This window comes from Mesorhizobium muleiense, from assembly GCF_900099905.1.
GTDB lineage: Bacteria > Pseudomonadota > Alphaproteobacteria > Rhizobiales > Rhizobiaceae > Mesorhizobium > Mesorhizobium muleiense.
Genome location: NZ_FNEE01000027.1, coordinates 13342 through 28756 on the forward strand (window position 1 = coordinate 13342; position 15415 = coordinate 28756).

Below are 15415 nucleotides of genomic sequence, written 5' to 3' on the forward strand. Positions count from 1 at the left end.
CAATCACTGGCATCGACAATACCCGCAGTTCACCAAGATTCCACAATTTGACTTTTGTCGACAGCCGTGAATAATGTCAGCGAGGAGATGGCATGGCGATCCGACCGGCAGAACAGCTTATCCATAAGGCCGCCTGGCTCTACTATGCCCACGGCTTGCGCCAGGACCAGGTCGCCAGCCAGCTCAAGATTTCCCGCGCCTCGGTCGCCATGTATCTGCGCAAAGCGCGCGAGACCGGCATCGTCAACATCTCGACCTCGACCCAGCTTTTCACCGACGACGTCATGGCGCGCAAACTCGAAGACGCATTGAAGCTCGATGCCGTCTGGATAGCGCCGGAAAACGGCCATGTCGCCGATCCGTCGACCGACATCGCGGTGCTGGCGGCCAGCGTCTTTCTCGAGCTGATCAAGAAGGGCGATCGCATCGGCGTCGCCTGGGGGAGGACCATCTATACGATCGCCGACATCATGTCCTATGCCGATCTGCAGGATGTCACGGTGGTGCAGCTCTGCGGCAATCTGGGAGCCCCCTATTCCTACCGGCCCGACCAATGCACCATGGAAATCGCCCGCCGGCTCAATGCCAAGGGACTCAATTTCTATGCGCCGCTGGTGCTGACGACAGAGGAACTGGCGCGCAGCCTGCGCGACGAGCCGGTGATCCGCGAGCAGTTGTCGGGCATCAGCGCGTGCAATCTGGCGCTTTACTCGGTCGGCACCGTCGACGCCGACAGCCATGTCGTCAAATGCGGCGCGCTGACTGCCAGCGAAATGGAGGTGCTGCGTCGTGCCGGGGCTGCCGGCGTCATCGCCGGTCAGATCATCGACGCGCAAGGCAAGGCGCTCGACTGCAGCTACAACAGGCGGATCATTTCGGCGGAGCTGTCATCGCTGCGCAAGATTGAAAAGCGTCTCGTGGTGGTGCAGGAGGACAGCAAGTTCGGACCGCTGGTGGCGGCGATCGCGGGTGGGCTATGCACGCATCTGGTGGTCGGCGCCCGGATGGCGCGACGGCTGCTCGACGATGCCGGACCGGCAGCAGAAAAGGTCGCCTAGAGAACACAAGCCGCCGCGGAGGCATTGTCATCAAGGCGTCGCGGCATTCCTGTTTTACAACAAAAACAACCGGACGAAGCGAACATGAAGAACCTGTGGAATGACGGCGACGCGGAGAAGCTGGTTGCCGACTATGCGATGAAGGGCGTGGCACGCGACCTGGCGCTGCGCGTCTACACGACCAGGCTTCTGGGCGGCGAACCGCGGCTTGTCCTGCATGGCGGCGGCAACACATCGTGCAAGACAAAGGCCATCGATCTCGTCGGCGACGAATGGGACGTGCTCTGCGTCAAGGGCAGCGGCTGGGACATGGGCATCATCGAGCCGCAGGGCCTGCCGGCGGTCAAGCTCGGCGCGCTGCTCAAGGCGCGGTCGCTCAAAAAACTCTCCGACGAAGACATGGTGGCGCTGCAGCGGGTGAACCTGATCGATCCGTCTTCGCCCAACCCTTCAGTCGAGACACTGCTGCACGCCTTCCTGCCGCATAAATTCGTCGACCATACGCACTCGACCGCCATCCTCGCCATTGTCGACCAGGACGACAGCGAGGCGCTGAGCAAGAAGGTTTTTGGCAACAAGATGGGGTTCGTGCCCTACATCATGCCGGGATTCGACCTGGCGAAGGCGGCTGCCGATGTCTTCGACGCCGACCCGACGGTCGAAGGCCTGATCCTCGACAAGCATGGCATTTTCACCTTCGGCGACGATGCCAAGCAGGCTTACGACCGGATGATCCATTATGTTGATATCGCCGAGGATTTCATCGCCAGCCACGGCAAGCCGCGTAGCGAAAAAACCGCCTTGCCGGCCAGGCTGGCGAAGCCTGCGGAGATTGCGCCGATGCTGCGCGGCGCGGTGGCGGTGGCGCGCGGCGAAGGCCGCTTCGACCGCATGATCAGCGATTTCCGCACCTCGGACGCGATCGTCGATTTCATCAATTCGGCAAAAATTGCCGACTATGCCGGGCGCGGCGTGTCGACGCCCGACCTGTCGATCCGCATCAAGACCGGACCGATGGCGTTGCCGGCGCCGGACGCGGACAAGATCGGCGACTACAAATCCGTCATTCGCCAGCATGTCGAAAACTTCGCCAGGGACTATCGCGCCTACTTCGAGACCAACGACGCGCTCGACGATGTGAAGCGCACTATGCTCGACCAGATGCCGCGCCTGACGCTGGTGCCGGGGCTCGGCATGTTCGGCCATGGCCGCACGCTGAAGGACGCGAAGATTGCCTCCGACGTCGGTGAAATGTGGATCGAGGCGGTGCGCGGCGCCGAAGCAATCGGCGATTTCCATCCACTGTCCAAGGCCGACCTGTTCCCGCTCGAGTACTGGTCGCTGGAACAGGCCAAGCTCGCCGCCAACAAGCCGAAGCCGCTGACCGGCCAGATTGTGCTGGTCACCGGCGGCGCCGGCGCGATCGGTGCCGCCACGGCAAAGCTGTTCGCCGACAATGGCGCTCATGCGGTCGTCGTCGATCTCGACGCGGCGAGGGCGACGGAGGCGGCAAAAAAGGCCGGCAACGGTTCGATCGGCGTCGGCGCCGACATCACCGACCCGGCGCAGATGCGCGCTGCCTTCGACAAGGCGGTCGCCGTCTACGGCGGCCTCGACATCCTCGTTTCGAATGCCGGTGCGGCCTGGGAAGGCAGGATCGGCGAACTCGACGACGCCACTTTGCGCAAGAGCTTCGAGCTCAATTTCTTCGCCCACCAGTCGGCGGCGCAGAACGCAGTGCGCATCATGCTCGAGCAGGGCACCGGCGGCGTGCTTTTGTTCAACACCTCCAAGCAGGCGATCAATCCGGGTCCGAAGTTCGGCGCCTATGGCATGCCAAAGGCGGCGACGCTTTTCCTGTCCAGGCAATATGCTGTCGACTACGGCGCCCACGGCATCCGCTCCAATGCCGTCAACGCCGACCGCATCCGTTCCGGGCTGTTGACCGACGCGATGATCGCCAGCCGTTCGAGCGCCCGCGGGGTCTCGGAAAAGGAATATATGGCGGGCAATCTGCTCGGGCAGGAAGTGACGGCCGAAGACGTCGCCCAGGCCTTCCTGCATCAGGCGCTGGCAGAGCGCACCACCGCCAATGTGACGACGGTGGATGGCGGCAATATCGCGGCGGCGCTGCGGTAGCTTGGAACTTTGCCATTCTCGCGGTGAGAGATCACCGGAGAATCCTAACAAAGATTGTTAGACCTTGTGAGATATGATACATGGCCAAGCATGAAAACCCATCCCATGCGCACCCTTACCATATCCCTCACCCCGCAACAGGCGGCCCGCCTGCAAAGCGCTGTCGAAGGCGGGGGATATGCCTCTAACAGCGAAATTGTCCGCGACGCTCTGCGCCTGTGGGAACAGCGCGAGGAATTGCGCGCCTTGGAGTTGGAACACTTGAAGCGGGCCTATGCCGACGGCATGGCCAGCGGCAAGCCGGTGGAAGTCGAACCCGCCGAGTTCATACGCGGTTTGAAGGCAGAACGCCGCGCCCGTGGCTAGATATCGGCTCACGCCGCGCGCCTCGCAAGATTTGCGGGATATTTGGCACACTATCGCAATCGAGAATGAAAAGGCAGCCGACAAGCTGCTTATGCGCATTTTTGACAAACTGGAACTGGCGGCGGAGCACCCCAAGATGGGCACAGCCAGGCCAGAGTTGAGTGTGACGGCCCGCGTGCTCATCGAGGGCCGCTACATCGTCATCTACGAACCGCAGCTGGAAGGCATCCTGGTCGTGGCGATCGTCCACGGGATGCGCGATCCGGAGCACTGGCTGTAAACCACGAGCCTGACGGCGCAGGCATTCAGACCTGGAAAAGAGCGGCCCGCCCGCGAGCCGCTCTTCCCTTGGGCCTGTGATGGTACGCTTATTTGGCGTTGGGGTTCGGCATCCAGGCCGGCATCGCGACATCGGCATGGGCGAACTGCGGCAGCTTGGCCGAGAGGTCTTCCATGTTCTTGATGTCCTTGTCGATCAGGTCCTTCTGGCTGATCAGCGTCGGCGGCACGATGACGTTTTGGCCGGGGTCTTCGCCGGCCAAAAGCTGCGCCAGCGCGCGCACCGAAACCTGGCCGACGACGGCCGGGTTGGTGGCAGCCGTTGCCGCCCAGGCGCTGTCGGGCTCGCGCATCGCGGCGATGTCGGAGGTCGAGATGTCGGCCGAATAGATCTTGATGTCCTGTGACAGGCCGGCCTCGTCGACGGCGATCTTCACCCCCTTGGCGAATTCGTCAAAGGGCGCGAACATCACCTTGATGTCGGGGTTGGCCGACAGCACCGAACGGGCCTGGTTGGCGACGGAATTGGCGATCGGGTTGTCGAGCGTGCCGAACATCGCCGCCTCGTTGATGCCGGGATATTTCTTCTTGAACTCGACCCAGGTCTCGTTGCGGCGGTCGAGCGGCGCGATGCCGGCGACATAGACGTAGCCGGCCTTCCAGCCCTCGCCATTGTCCTTGATTGCCTGCTCGAGAGCGAGGCGTGCAAGGTCGCGGTCGGACTGCTCGATCTGCGGTATTTTGGGGTTCTCGAGGTTGACGTCGAAGGCGACGACCTTGATGCCGGCGTCGACCGCGCGCTGGGCGGCTTCCTTCATCGATTCCGTCAAGCCGTGCTGGATGATGATGCCCTGAACGCCGAGCGCGATGGCCTGGTCGACCATGTCCGCCTGAAGGGCGGCATCCTGACGGCTGTCGAGGACGCGCAGATCGACGCCAAGCGCCTTGGCCTGCGCTTCGACACCGGACAGATAGGCCTGGAAGAAGTCGCCGGTCGAGAGATAGCGGACCAGCGCGATCTTGACGGCGCCGGGCTTGTCGAACGGCGCCGGCCTGTCCTGCGCCATCGCCGGGACCTGCATCAGCAGCGCAGCACCGGCAAACCCGATTGCTGCCTTCCCCAAAACTCTTCTTGTGATCTTCATGCTGTCTCCTCCACTTGTTGAATTCAAATTTTAGCCGGTCGAAAATCCTGTCCGTCGAAATCCTACCTGTTGCCCCTGCCGGAAAGGGCGAAGGTGAAGACCAGGGCAATCACGAGAACCACGCCCTTTATGAAATCCTGCGTGTAATAGGGCGCGTTCATCATCGTCAGGCCCTGCAGCAGCACGCCGACAAACACCGCGCCGACAGCCGTGCCGAAGGCGTTCGGCTTGGCGGCGCCAAGAACCGCGTAGCCGATGAGTGCCGCAGCCACTGCGTCCAGCAGGAGATTATTACCCGAGGCGATGTCGCCGCGTCCAAGCCGGGCAGCGAGCAAAATGCCGCCGATCGAGGCAAAAACCCCTGAAATAACGTATGCCCAGATTTTGTATGCCTTGACAGGCGCGCCGGCGAGCTCGGCAGCCCGTTGGTTGCTGCCGACCGCATACATCATGCGGCCGAAACGGGTGTATTCGAGAAAGAACCAGATCAGCACCGCAAGCACGAGCAGCACGACGACCGAAACCGGGATGAGGTTGGGGATGAAGAAATCGAAGCGGTGGCGGCCGAGCGCCAGGAAGCCGGCGCCGAACGTGCCGTTGGCGACCGAGCCGTCAGGCATCGTCATGCCGGTGGCGATCGAGCGGCCCTCGGTCGGGATTCGCTGCAAGCCGACGAGCAGGAACATCATGCCGAGCGTCGCCAGAAGGTCCGGTACACGCATATAGACGATCAGCCAGCCATTGATGAGGCCGACGATGACGCCGATCGCGAGACAGGCGACAACCGCGACGACAGCGTTCTGCTCCAGCACCACCATGACATAGGCGGCCGCCATCATGGCGCTGGTGGCGACGGAGCCGATCGACAGGTCGAAGCCGCCGACGACCAGGGTGGCGGTGACGCCGAGCGCCAGCACGCCGGTGATGGCGACGGACTGGAAGATGAAGACGGCGCTCTGCGGCGAGACGAAGCCATCGGCGGCGATGGCGAAATAGGCGATCAACCCGAACAGCAGAACGATGAAGCCATAGCGGATGGCATGGCCGCGCGCGGCTGCCATCCTTACCCAACCCGAACTCATGCCCTCTCCATTCCACGTCCCATTATCTGCCCGCCTCACGCTGCGCTGTGCAGCGGCCCGCCCGCCACTTCGGCCAGCAGGCGCTCGAGGTCGATGTCGGCGTTGCGATGCTCACCGACGATTGTCTGCTCCGACATCACCAGGATGCGGTCGGCGGTCTCCAGCGCCTCGTCGAGCTCGGTGACGAACAGCAGCGTCGCACGGCCGTTCGCGCTCGCCCGCAGCTTGGCGGCGATGTCGCGCCTGGCTGAAATGTCGACGCCCTGAAACGGCTCGTCCAGTATGAACAGTCTTGCCGCCTGCGACATCCAGCGGGCGACCATCACCTTCTGCTGGTTGCCGCCGGAAAGCGCCGACATTTCGTCCTTCTCCGAGCGGCAGACGATGCCCAACTCCCCGATCTGCCGGCGGGCGATGGCGCGCTCGACGCGGCCCTTGAGGACGCCCAAACGCGACATCCGCCTGTGGAACGGCAGGCTGATATTTTTCTGGATGTTGAAGTCGCCGACGATCCCGTTTTCGCCCCGGTCCTTGGCGACGAGAAACACGCCGGCGGCGATCGCCTCGCCTGTCGACCCCGGTGCATAGGCTTTGCCGTTCAGCACCATGGTGCCGGACAGCGGCTTGCGGGCGCCAAACAGCGTCTCGGCGAGCGCTGTCTTGCCGACGCCGACGAGGCCAGTGATGGCAACGACCTCGCCGTCGCCGAGCGTCAGCGAGATCGGGCTGGAACGTTCGGCAATGCGCAACCCGTCGATCGTCAGGACTGGCCTGGCCGAATTCCTGGCGACGATCCGGTCGAGGTGGATCTTGCGGCCGAGCATGGCGTTGACCGCGCCTTCATAATCGAGCGGCTTGCTGTCGAAAACGCCTGAGATGACGCCGTCGCGCATCGAGACGATCCGGTCGGCAAGCCGCCTGATGTCCGACATGCGGTGCGAGATGTAGAGGATGGCGACGCCCTGCTCGCGAAGCCTGTCGAGCAGCGCGAACAGCCGGTCGGCCTCGGCACTGGACAAGGACGAGGTCGGCTCGTCGAGGATCAGCACTTTCGGCTGATGCGCCATGGCGCGGGCAATCGCCACCATCTGGCGATCGGCCAGCGAGAGATCGCTGATCCGGGCCTTCAGGTCGATCATCAGCCCCATGCGGTCGGCAACCGCCTTTGCCTCGCGGCGCACCCGGCCCGAATTGAACAGGGTCGGCGCGCCGCTGCCGCTCAGCCTGTCGAGCGTCAAATTGGTGGCAACGTCGAGATCGGTGACGACACCGTCATTGATGTTCTGATGGACGGTGACGACGCCGGCGCGGATCGCCGCCGCCGGCGTTTTCGGCGCGAAGTTTTGGTCGGCGAGGCTCATCGTGCCGCTGCCGCGCTCATAAACGCCGCTGATGATCTTGACCAAGGTGGATTTGCCGGCGCCGTTGGCGCCCATCAGCACGGTCAATTCACCGGCATGCAAATCGAGCGAGACGCCGCCAAGCACCTCGATAGGGCCGAAGGATTTCCTCAGGCCGTCGACGCGGAACACGGCATCATTGCCCATTCGTTCCTCCCTGGCGACGACGCTATGGGCTGTTCCGGCAATTGTCAACACGATTGACAATTGCCAGAGGGCTTCCTAGCTTGGACCAACCGTGATGGCTCCACTAAGATGAGAGCACGTAAACGGGAGGTGAGGATGACTGGGAAATTGCCGTTCGAAGCACTGTCGGTCGAAACACTGGCGGCACGCCTCGGCGCCAACGCGGCGCTGTGCTCGCATATCGGCAAGGACACGAGCCGCTGGAAGGTTCGCGAGGTCGGCGACGGCAATCTGAACCTGGTGTTCATCGTCGAGGGTGCGCAGGGTGCGGCCGTCGTCAAGCAGGCCCTGCCCTATGTCCGCCTGGTCGGCGACAGCTGGCCGCTGCCGCTAAAACGTTCCTTCTTCGAATATCACGCACTGACCCGGCAGCAGGCTAGAGCGCCCGGTTCGGTGCCGGCGATCCATCACTTCGACGAAGGCCAGGCGCTGATCATCATGGAATATCTGTCGCCGCACATCATCCTGCGGCGCGCGCTGATCGAGGGCCGGCAACTGCCCAACATCGCCAGGGACATCGGCCTGTTCATGGCCCGCACCCTGTTTCGCGGCTCCGACCTGCATATGGCGACCAGGGATCGCAAGGCCGATCTGGCGCTGTTCGCCGACAATGTCGAGCTTTGCGACATCACCGAGAACCTGGTGTTCTCGGACCCGTATTTCGATGCCAGGATGAACCGGCATACGAGCCCGCAGCTCGACAGCATCGTTGCAGAATTGCGCGCCGACCGCGACCTCAAGGTCGAGGCGCAGCGGCTTAAGCACATTTTTGCGGCCAATGCAGAGACGCTGCTGCACGGCGACCTGCATTCCGGCTCGATCATGGTCACCGAGACAGAAACGCGGATGATCGATCCCGAATTCGCCTTCTACGGCCCGATCGCCTTCGACGTCGGCATGCTGCTCGCCAATTTCTGGATGGCGTTCTTTTCGCAGCGTGGCCACGAGCAGAACGGAACGCGCGACGCCATGCGCGCCTATCTGCTCGGAGTGACGGTCGAGACATGGTCGGTGTTCCGCAGCGAGTTCTCGCATCTGTGGCGGACCGAGCGCACCGGCATGCTCTACCAGCAAAGCCTGTTCGAGGATCAGGGCGACAGGCTTGGCGCCGAACAGGCGCTCGACCACATGCTGCACCAGGTGTGGACCGACATGCTGGGCTTTGCCGGCGTCGAGGTGCACAGGCGCATTCTGGGCCTCGCGCACAACGCCGATTTCGAGACCATTGCCGACGCCGATCTGCGCGCCACATGTGAGGCAAAGGCGCTGAAATTCGGCCGTCACATCGCCGTCAACCGGCGCCAGATCCACAGCATCGACGAGGTCAACAAACTGTCCGCACTGATCGAACGGGAGAACAGGATTTGAACGTCGGCGACCGCCACTACCGCACCATCTGGCTGAGCGATGACGGGCGTTCGGTGGAGATCATCGACCAGCGCTGGCTGCCGCATGATTTCCGCGTCGAAAAAGTCAACACCGTTGCCGGCATCGCCACGGCGATCCGCGACATGTGGGTGCGCGGCGCGCCGCTGATCGGCGTCACCGCCGCCTATGGCGTCGCCATGCAGATGGCCGACGACCCTTCGGATGCGGCACTCGACGGCGTCTGGGAGGTCTTGCACGAAACCCGCCCGACCGCGATCAATCTGCGCTGGGCGCTCGATGAGATGCGCAATTTGCTGCGGCCGCTTCCATCAGGACAGCGCGCCGAGGCGGCTTACCGGCGCGCCGGCGAAATCGCCGACGAGGATGTCGGCCTCAACCGCGCCATCGGCGTCAATGGGCTTGAGATCATCAGGGAAATCGCAGCACGCAAGCAACCGGGCGAGCCGGTCAACATCCTGACCCACTGCAATGCCGGCTGGCTGGCCACCGTCGACTACGGCACCGCCACGGCGCCGATCTATCTGGCAACGGAAGCCGGCATTCCCGTTCATGTCTATGTCGATGAAACCCGCCCGCGCAACCAGGGCGCCCAGTTGACCGCATGGGAGATGGCCGGCCACGGTGTGCCGCATACACTGATCGTCGACAATGCCGGCGGCCATCTGATGCAGCGCGGCCAGATCGACATGGTCATCGTCGGCACCGACCGCACCACCGCCGACGGCGATGTCTGCAACAAGATCGGCACCTATCTGAAGGCGCTGGCCGCCGCCGACAACGACGTGCCGTTCTATGTCGCGCTGCCGTCGCCAACCATCGACTGGACCGTGGGTGACGGGCTGGCCGAAATCCCGATCGAACAGCGTTCCAGCGACGAGGTCTCACTGGTCTGGGGCAAGACCGCGAGTGGCGAGATTGCGCAGGTCCGCATCTCGCCGGAGACGACGCCCGCGGCAAACCCGGCCTTCGACGTGACGCCGGCGCGGCTGGTCACCGGATTGATCACCGAACGCGGCGTCGCCAGGGCGTCGCGCGACGGCTTGAAGGCGATGTTTCCCGAACGCTGATGGATCCTGCTCCCACGGATACTGCTGAGACGGTTGGCAGCGGACCCTAAATATCAAGACTGACGGCTCGCCGGACCCCTGAAAAGACCCGGCCTCGCCGGCAATGCCAAATGCGATGTCGATCCACCACATGATCCGACAAGGCCGCCACCAGCTGGCGCAGCCGACGGCGCGGGACTGCGGAATTGGCTCTCGTGAACGCGTTCGTCCCAAACGGGTTGCCAATCGATGGTAGTGTGATTATACCAGTTACTAAGGTGACGATCGGCAGGGTCATCGTTGAAGATCAGGAGTAGGGCTAGATGACTACGATTGCGCTGTTTGGTGCCGGCGGCAAAATGGGTTACCGCCTGTCGACCAATTTTCGCGGCTCTCCCTACATCGTACGCCATGTCGAGGTCAGCGACGCCGGCCGCGAGCGGCTTAAGATCGGGCTGGGCCTCGACGCGGTCAGCGCCGATGAAGCCCTGAACGGCGCCGAGGTGGTTATCCTGGCGGTTCCCGACACCCATATCGGCAAGGTCGCGGCCAGCATCGAGGGCAAGCTTGCGCCCGGCACAATGGTGGTCGTGCTCGACGCCGCAGCGCCTTTCGCCGGTCATTTGCCGAAGCGGCCGGACCTGACCTATTTCGTCACCCATCCCTGCCATCCGCCGATCTTCAACGACGAGACGGACATGGCGGCCAAGAAGGACTATTTCGGCGGCGTCAAGGCCAAGCAGCATATGGTCAGCGCGCTGATGCAGGGACCGGAGGAGGATTTCGCCAAGGGCGAAGCGATCGCCAAGATCATCTGGGCCCCGGTGATGCGGTCGCATCGCGTCACGGTTGACCAGATGGCGCTGCTCGAGCCGGGCCTTTCGGAGACCGTCTGCGCTTCGCTGCTGGTCGTCATGAAGGAAGCGGTCGACGAGGTCGTCGCGCGCGGAGTCGACCAGCAGGCCGCGCTCGACTTCCTGCTTGGCCACATGAATGTGCTCGGCGCCGTCATCTTCGGCGAGACCAAGGGCGTGTTCTCCGACGCCTGCAACAAGGCTATCGAGTTCGGCAAGCCGGTGCTGATGCGCGAAGACTGGAAGCGGGTCTTCGAGCCGGAAGAGATTGCAGCGAGCATCCAGCGCATCACCTGAGGCGGAAGCCGCCCTCCTTCTCCTCTCGTAGGAGAAGGTACAGGCGCGTCCTATGTCACCGCGGTGACCCTGCCCGCCGCATCGAGGCGACAGCCGACTCGCGCCTGCCGAACCTCGACGCCGCCTTGTCTTGCATAGTGTATGCGCACCTCGATCGGCGCCGTGAGCGCGCCCCGACGTTGCTGCAACGGGCCCGCGCTTACCGCGTGAACAAGCACGGCGCCAAGCGGCGTCGCGGCCGACGCGATCGCCGTGCGGCAGGCGCGCACCACAGCTGGTGGGATACCGGGTTTGGCTTTCAGTGGCGCCATAAACGGATAGCCATAGGTGATCCGCGCCGACGTGTTGCGACCAGTTCCGGAAGGCCTGAGCTTGCGTGGCAGGATGGCGAATTGACTCGCAGCCTTGGCCTTGGTGGTGGCTGGCGTGATGCCGGCATTGCTGCTCGCGGCTTGCCCAGCGCCCAGCGCCGGGTTGCCTGGCTTACCTCCTGGAGCGGTGCCCGATGCGGACGAAGGGTCGCCCACCCCGACACCTGTCGACAGGCCGCCGCTTGCGCCGCCGAGGTTGCCGCTGACGCCAAGTCCGGCACCGAGCGATCCCTTGCCCGCGCCGAGCGATCCGCCAAGGCTTACTCCCCCTACTCCGTCGACGCTCGAGCCGCCCGCCACCGAGGCGCCTTTCGGGCCGGCGCTAAGGCCAGCACCGACCCCGACACCGCCAAGTTTGCCGCCAAGCCCCGCCTCAAGAGCCGAGGCAGGGCAAATTGCGATCGCGACGGTCAATGCGGCTGCGACGTATTTGTTCATCACCATATTCCTCCTGCGGCATGTATTCGGCCCGCCGAAATGCCCTTCACGATCAGCCCTCGCTAGGGAGCGCCGAGCTTCGGCGGTCGCGTCGGGAGCAACGCGTCGGGAAGCGCGATGGTCGCCACCAGAACAGGTCGCGATGGTTTTTTGGCCTTCACTTTGTGGTTTTCCCGCAACCCCGATTGACGGGCTGGTCGCGAGCGCACGGACACATCTGCACGCGAAGCTGCGACGGCAGGCGCTTTCGGAACGCGGTTGATACGCTCGCTGCGACGCTCATCCCGGGCCTGTTCAACGTCAATCGCCTTTCGAGCGGCGCTGAGCTCGCGGGCCAGGCCGACGGCCTTGTTGCGCTCTTGCTCCAACGCCACGCTCAGCTCCATCGAGACGCGGCTCGCTTCCTGCCTTGCCGCGTCGCGTTCCCGCCGGGCGCTGTCGCGATCACGAGCAGCTGAATCTGCCCGTTCGCGCTCCAGTTCGAATGCGTCGCCAGCTCGCTTCAAAGCCGCCTCGGCCACCTGTCGTTCCCTGATGGCGTCGGTGCGCGCAGCCGCAGCCAGATCCGCGCTTGTCTTAAGCGCGTCGATGGTCTGGCGCGCCGCGGTGAGTTCGCGTTCGAAGCGCTCAGCCTTGTGCCGCTCCTCATCCAGCGCTCGCTGCGCCTCTGCCACAGAGGCCGCCATGGAGTGACGCGCTTCAAGCATGGCGGCCTTCTCGTGATCGGCGAGAATGGCTTTGGCCTTCAAGCCTTTCACTTGGCTTTGCGCCACTTCCAGATCGAGCGCGAGCTCTTCGGCCCATCGCCGCTGCTGTTTTAGCGCCTGTCCTTGTTCAGCCATCATGTCGGCTACCGCACGCGCCTGCGCACTGGCATCGCGGGCGCCGCGCTGCATCACGGCCAGTTCGGCTCGCGCCGCCGCCAAATCGCGGCCGTCATGGTCAGCGCGAGCCGGGTCACCGCGAGCCGGCTGCACGCTCTTCCTGAGCGCGTCGACTTCCCTTAGCGCCGCAAAGAGCTTTTGTTCCAGCGTACCGCGGTCAGTCCGCATCGCATCGAGTTCCCGCACCAAGGCGTCGGCCCGTTGGCGCGCCGTCGCAAGGTCCTGATTGTGTCGCGCGGCATCGTTGCGAGCAGTCTGGCGAGCCGCAAGTGCTTCCTCGCGCGCTGCCGCAAGTTCCATGCGAGCGGCGGACAGCTCATTCAGCAATGCCCCGTGCAGAACTTGCTGTTGCTCCGCAGCAGGCTGCCGAGGTGTGTGGGAACCGCGCACGCCCGGCTGCGCCTCGGCCTGGCCGTTCTCGACACTGGCGCGTTGCGAAGCCACGGCCGAAGAGCCGTCGCTGGCTGCGTCTGCCGGCGGTTCGGGGGCTTCTTGTTTGACCTCCACCGAAGCCGTGAGGTCGGAAGGCGAACTTTGTATCAGTTTGACGGTTATGTCAGCCCGTTCCTGACGGCCGCTCCTGGCTTGCAAGCGGTCGGAAATCAGCTTTGCCAGCTCTTCCTCACGCAGACCTGCGGCGGCAATGCTGCCGATCAATGGAAGGTCAAGCGTGCCAGTCGAGTCGATGGTGAAACTATGGTTGAGCTGCAACGCCTCCAGAACGCCGTCGCGCAAGGCAGTCCACTGCCAAACGTGCAGTTCGATCGTGTCTCGCGGAGCAAGTCTGTCGTCAGCCTTCGGCCGACCGTGTGCCGCAGATCCCAGCAGCAGGATGATACACAACGAAATGAGGCACAGCATGGCGCTGCCCCTCCTGCCGCGCATGCCACGCAATGAAGCCGAATGCCGTCGGTCAGCAAAGCTTGGCGCGGGGCTGCAGGATGGCGGCCTGAAACTCTGCACAAAAGTCATAGCTGAACCTCACCGGCAACGCGACCCTTGCCGCGAACGGATTTTTTAGAAAAACCGCGCGCAGGCTGGGGCCGCGGAGAAATTCCACAACCAGTAGGCGATATTAGCAAAGCCTGCGCGTAGCGCTGAGCACCGAATTAGGCTTAGGAATGTCTCCTCCTTACTTACTTATTGCGCCCTCGCCCGCGTATCGTACCGCTTAAGGTGGTGGTTCTCCGACCTGGCCAGATGCAGGCGCATCGTAGGGAACGAAGTATCGCTCTTGGTGGGATGACTCTCCGGTGGCGCTTGCTGCTCATCAGATACATATCATCTGAATTTGTGGTTGACTCATTATACCAGTTGGCTTAGCTGTTGGATTGGCTTTGGCCAGCCGAGGCCGGGCTGAAAATTGGGCAGGCAGCAGGTGGAGGGGCTGAAGACGGAACCGAGCCGGATGATCCGCCCGGGTGAGCCGGCAAATGACCCGATCCGCGACACCGGACGCGATCCGCCTGACAAACTGGAACGCATTTAAGCCTGGGCCGCGGAAGCACAGGCTTTTTCAAATGGGAGGAAATCATGAAACTCACTCGCAGAATGACATTTGCGGCTTTTGCCGGCATGCTGGCGCTGGGCACCGCTGCACCCGCCTATGCGGCGGATCTCATTGCCATCATCACGCCCTCGCACGACAACCCATTCTTCAAGGCCGAAGCCGTCGGCGCGGAAGCCAAGGCCAAGGAACTCGGCTATGAAACGCTGGTGCTGGTCCATGACGACGACGCCAACAAGCAGTCCGAGCTGATCGACACGGCGATCGGCCGCGGCGCCAAGGCGATCATCCTCGACAATGCCGGCGCCGACGCCTCGGTCGCCGCCGTGCAGAAGGCCAAGGACGCGGGCGTTCCGTCGTTCCTGATCGATCGCGAGATCAACGCCACCGGCGTCGCCGTCGCGCAGATCGTCTCCAACAACTACCAGGGCGCCCAGCTTGGCGCACAGGAGTTCGTCAAGCTGATGGGCGAGAAAGGCAATTACGTCGAGCTGGTCGGCAAGGAATCCGACACCAATGCCGGCATCCGCTCCAAGGGCTATCACGACGTCATCGACGACTATCCGGACCTGAAGATGGTGGCGCAGCAATCGGCCAACTGGAGCCAGACCGAGGCCTATGCCAAGATGGAATCGATCCTCCAGGCCAACCCGGACATCAAGGGCGTGATCTCCGGCAACGATACGATGGCGATGGGCGCCCATGCCGCCCTTGCCGCCGCCGGCCGCAAGGACGTCATCGTCGTCGGCTTCGACGGATCGAATGACGTGCGCGACTCGATCGCCTCTGGCGGCATCAAGGCCACGGTCCTGCAACCGGCCTATGCGCAGGCGCAGATGGCGGTCGAGCAGGCCAACGACTTCATCAAGAACAAGAAGTCTCCGGCCGAGGAAAAGCAGCTGATGGACTGCGTCCTGATCAATGGCGACAATGCCGCCAAGCTGGAAACCTTCGCGCTGACCAACTGAGCCGGT

General features: G+C 63.4%; 13 protein-coding genes. 8 read left to right on the forward strand and 5 right to left on the reverse strand.

All coding sequences use genetic code 11. From position 1 onward, the window contains the following. Positions 1 to 92 precede the first annotated feature (92 nt). From BLT09_RS29040 to BLT09_RS29055, 4 genes are all read left to right on the forward strand, one after another. Positions 93 to 1058, forward strand: a complete 966-nt coding sequence (locus tag BLT09_RS29040) for a sugar-binding transcriptional regulator (RefSeq protein ID WP_091599844.1) — start codon at positions 93 to 95, stop codon at positions 1056 to 1058. Positions 1059 to 1142: 84 nt separating this feature from the next. Next, positions 1143 to 3197, forward strand: coding sequence for a bifunctional aldolase/short-chain dehydrogenase (locus BLT09_RS29045; RefSeq protein ID WP_091599846.1), 2055 nt, complete (start codon positions 1143 to 1145; stop codon positions 3195 to 3197). A gap of 105 nt (positions 3198 to 3302) precedes the next feature. Continuing rightward, a complete protein-coding gene (locus tag BLT09_RS29050) occupies positions 3303 to 3563 on the forward strand; it encodes a type II toxin-antitoxin system ParD family antitoxin (protein ID WP_413468400.1) in 261 nt (86 codons plus the stop codon). After that, on the forward strand, positions 3556 to 3843 hold the full coding sequence (locus tag BLT09_RS29055) for a type II toxin-antitoxin system RelE/ParE family toxin (RefSeq protein ID WP_091599850.1): 288 nt from the start codon (positions 3556 to 3558) through the stop codon (positions 3841 to 3843). The genes BLT09_RS29050 and BLT09_RS29055 overlap by 8 nt, the downstream gene beginning before the upstream one ends. An 88-nt stretch (positions 3844 to 3931) precedes the next feature. Here the strand turns inward: BLT09_RS29055 and BLT09_RS29060 are convergent, their stop codons facing one another. The 3 genes from BLT09_RS29060 to BLT09_RS29070 all read right to left on the reverse strand — a co-directional run bounded on the left by BLT09_RS29060 (position 3932) and on the right by BLT09_RS29070 (position 7616). Continuing rightward, a complete protein-coding gene (locus tag BLT09_RS29060; protein WP_091599852.1) occupies positions 3932 to 4987 on the reverse strand; it encodes a substrate-binding domain-containing protein in 1056 nt (351 codons plus the stop codon). Between the two features lie 62 nt (positions 4988 to 5049). Beyond that, positions 5050 to 6069: an ABC transporter permease gene (locus BLT09_RS29065; RefSeq protein WP_236473080.1), complete on the reverse strand. Its 1020-nt coding sequence runs from the start codon at positions 6067 to 6069 to the stop codon at positions 5050 to 5052. A 35-nt stretch (positions 6070 to 6104) separates the two neighbouring features. Then, a complete protein-coding gene (locus tag BLT09_RS29070) occupies positions 6105 to 7616 on the reverse strand; it encodes a sugar ABC transporter ATP-binding protein (protein ID WP_091599856.1) in 1512 nt (503 codons plus the stop codon). A 135-nt stretch (positions 7617 to 7751) separates the two neighbouring features. Here BLT09_RS29070 and mtnK point away from each other — a divergent pair, with 135 nt between their 5' ends. The 3 genes from mtnK to BLT09_RS29085 all read left to right on the forward strand — a co-directional run bounded on the left by mtnK (position 7752) and on the right by BLT09_RS29085 (position 11241). Beyond that, entirely contained in the window at positions 7752 to 9023 is a 1272-nt protein-coding gene (gene mtnK, locus BLT09_RS29075; RefSeq protein WP_091599858.1) for an S-methyl-5-thioribose kinase, read from the forward strand. Beyond that, entirely contained in the window at positions 9020 to 10111 is a 1092-nt protein-coding gene (mtnA, locus tag BLT09_RS29080) for an S-methyl-5-thioribose-1-phosphate isomerase (protein WP_091599860.1), read from the forward strand. Before mtnK ends, mtnA begins: the two co-directional genes overlap by 4 nt. Positions 10112 to 10413: 302 nt before the next feature. Next, the gene (locus BLT09_RS29085; protein WP_091599862.1) at positions 10414 to 11241 is read left to right on the forward strand and encodes a phosphogluconate dehydrogenase C-terminal domain-containing protein; all 828 of its coding nucleotides are present in this window, start codon (positions 10414 to 10416) and stop codon (positions 11239 to 11241) included. A 50-nt stretch (positions 11242 to 11291) separates the two neighbouring features. Here the strand turns inward: BLT09_RS29085 and BLT09_RS29090 are convergent, their stop codons facing one another. Together BLT09_RS29090 and BLT09_RS29095 are read right to left on the reverse strand one after the other, a co-directional pair. Next, positions 11292 to 12050 carry a hypothetical protein gene (locus BLT09_RS29090; protein WP_091599947.1) on the reverse strand — a complete coding sequence of 253 codons (759 nt, stop codon included), beginning with the start codon at positions 12048 to 12050 and terminating at the stop codon, positions 11292 to 11294. Positions 12051 to 12112: 62 nt separating this feature from the next. Beyond that, a complete protein-coding gene (locus tag BLT09_RS29095; protein WP_091599864.1) occupies positions 12113 to 13906 on the reverse strand; it encodes a polysaccharide biosynthesis/export family protein in 1794 nt (597 codons plus the stop codon). Between the two features lie 561 nt (positions 13907 to 14467). Between BLT09_RS29095 and BLT09_RS29100 the strand changes: the two genes are divergently transcribed. Then, positions 14468 to 15409 carry a D-ribose ABC transporter substrate-binding protein gene (locus BLT09_RS29100; protein WP_031255363.1) on the forward strand — a complete coding sequence of 314 codons (942 nt, stop codon included), beginning with the start codon at positions 14468 to 14470 and terminating at the stop codon, positions 15407 to 15409. Positions 15410 to 15415 lie beyond the last annotated feature (6 nt).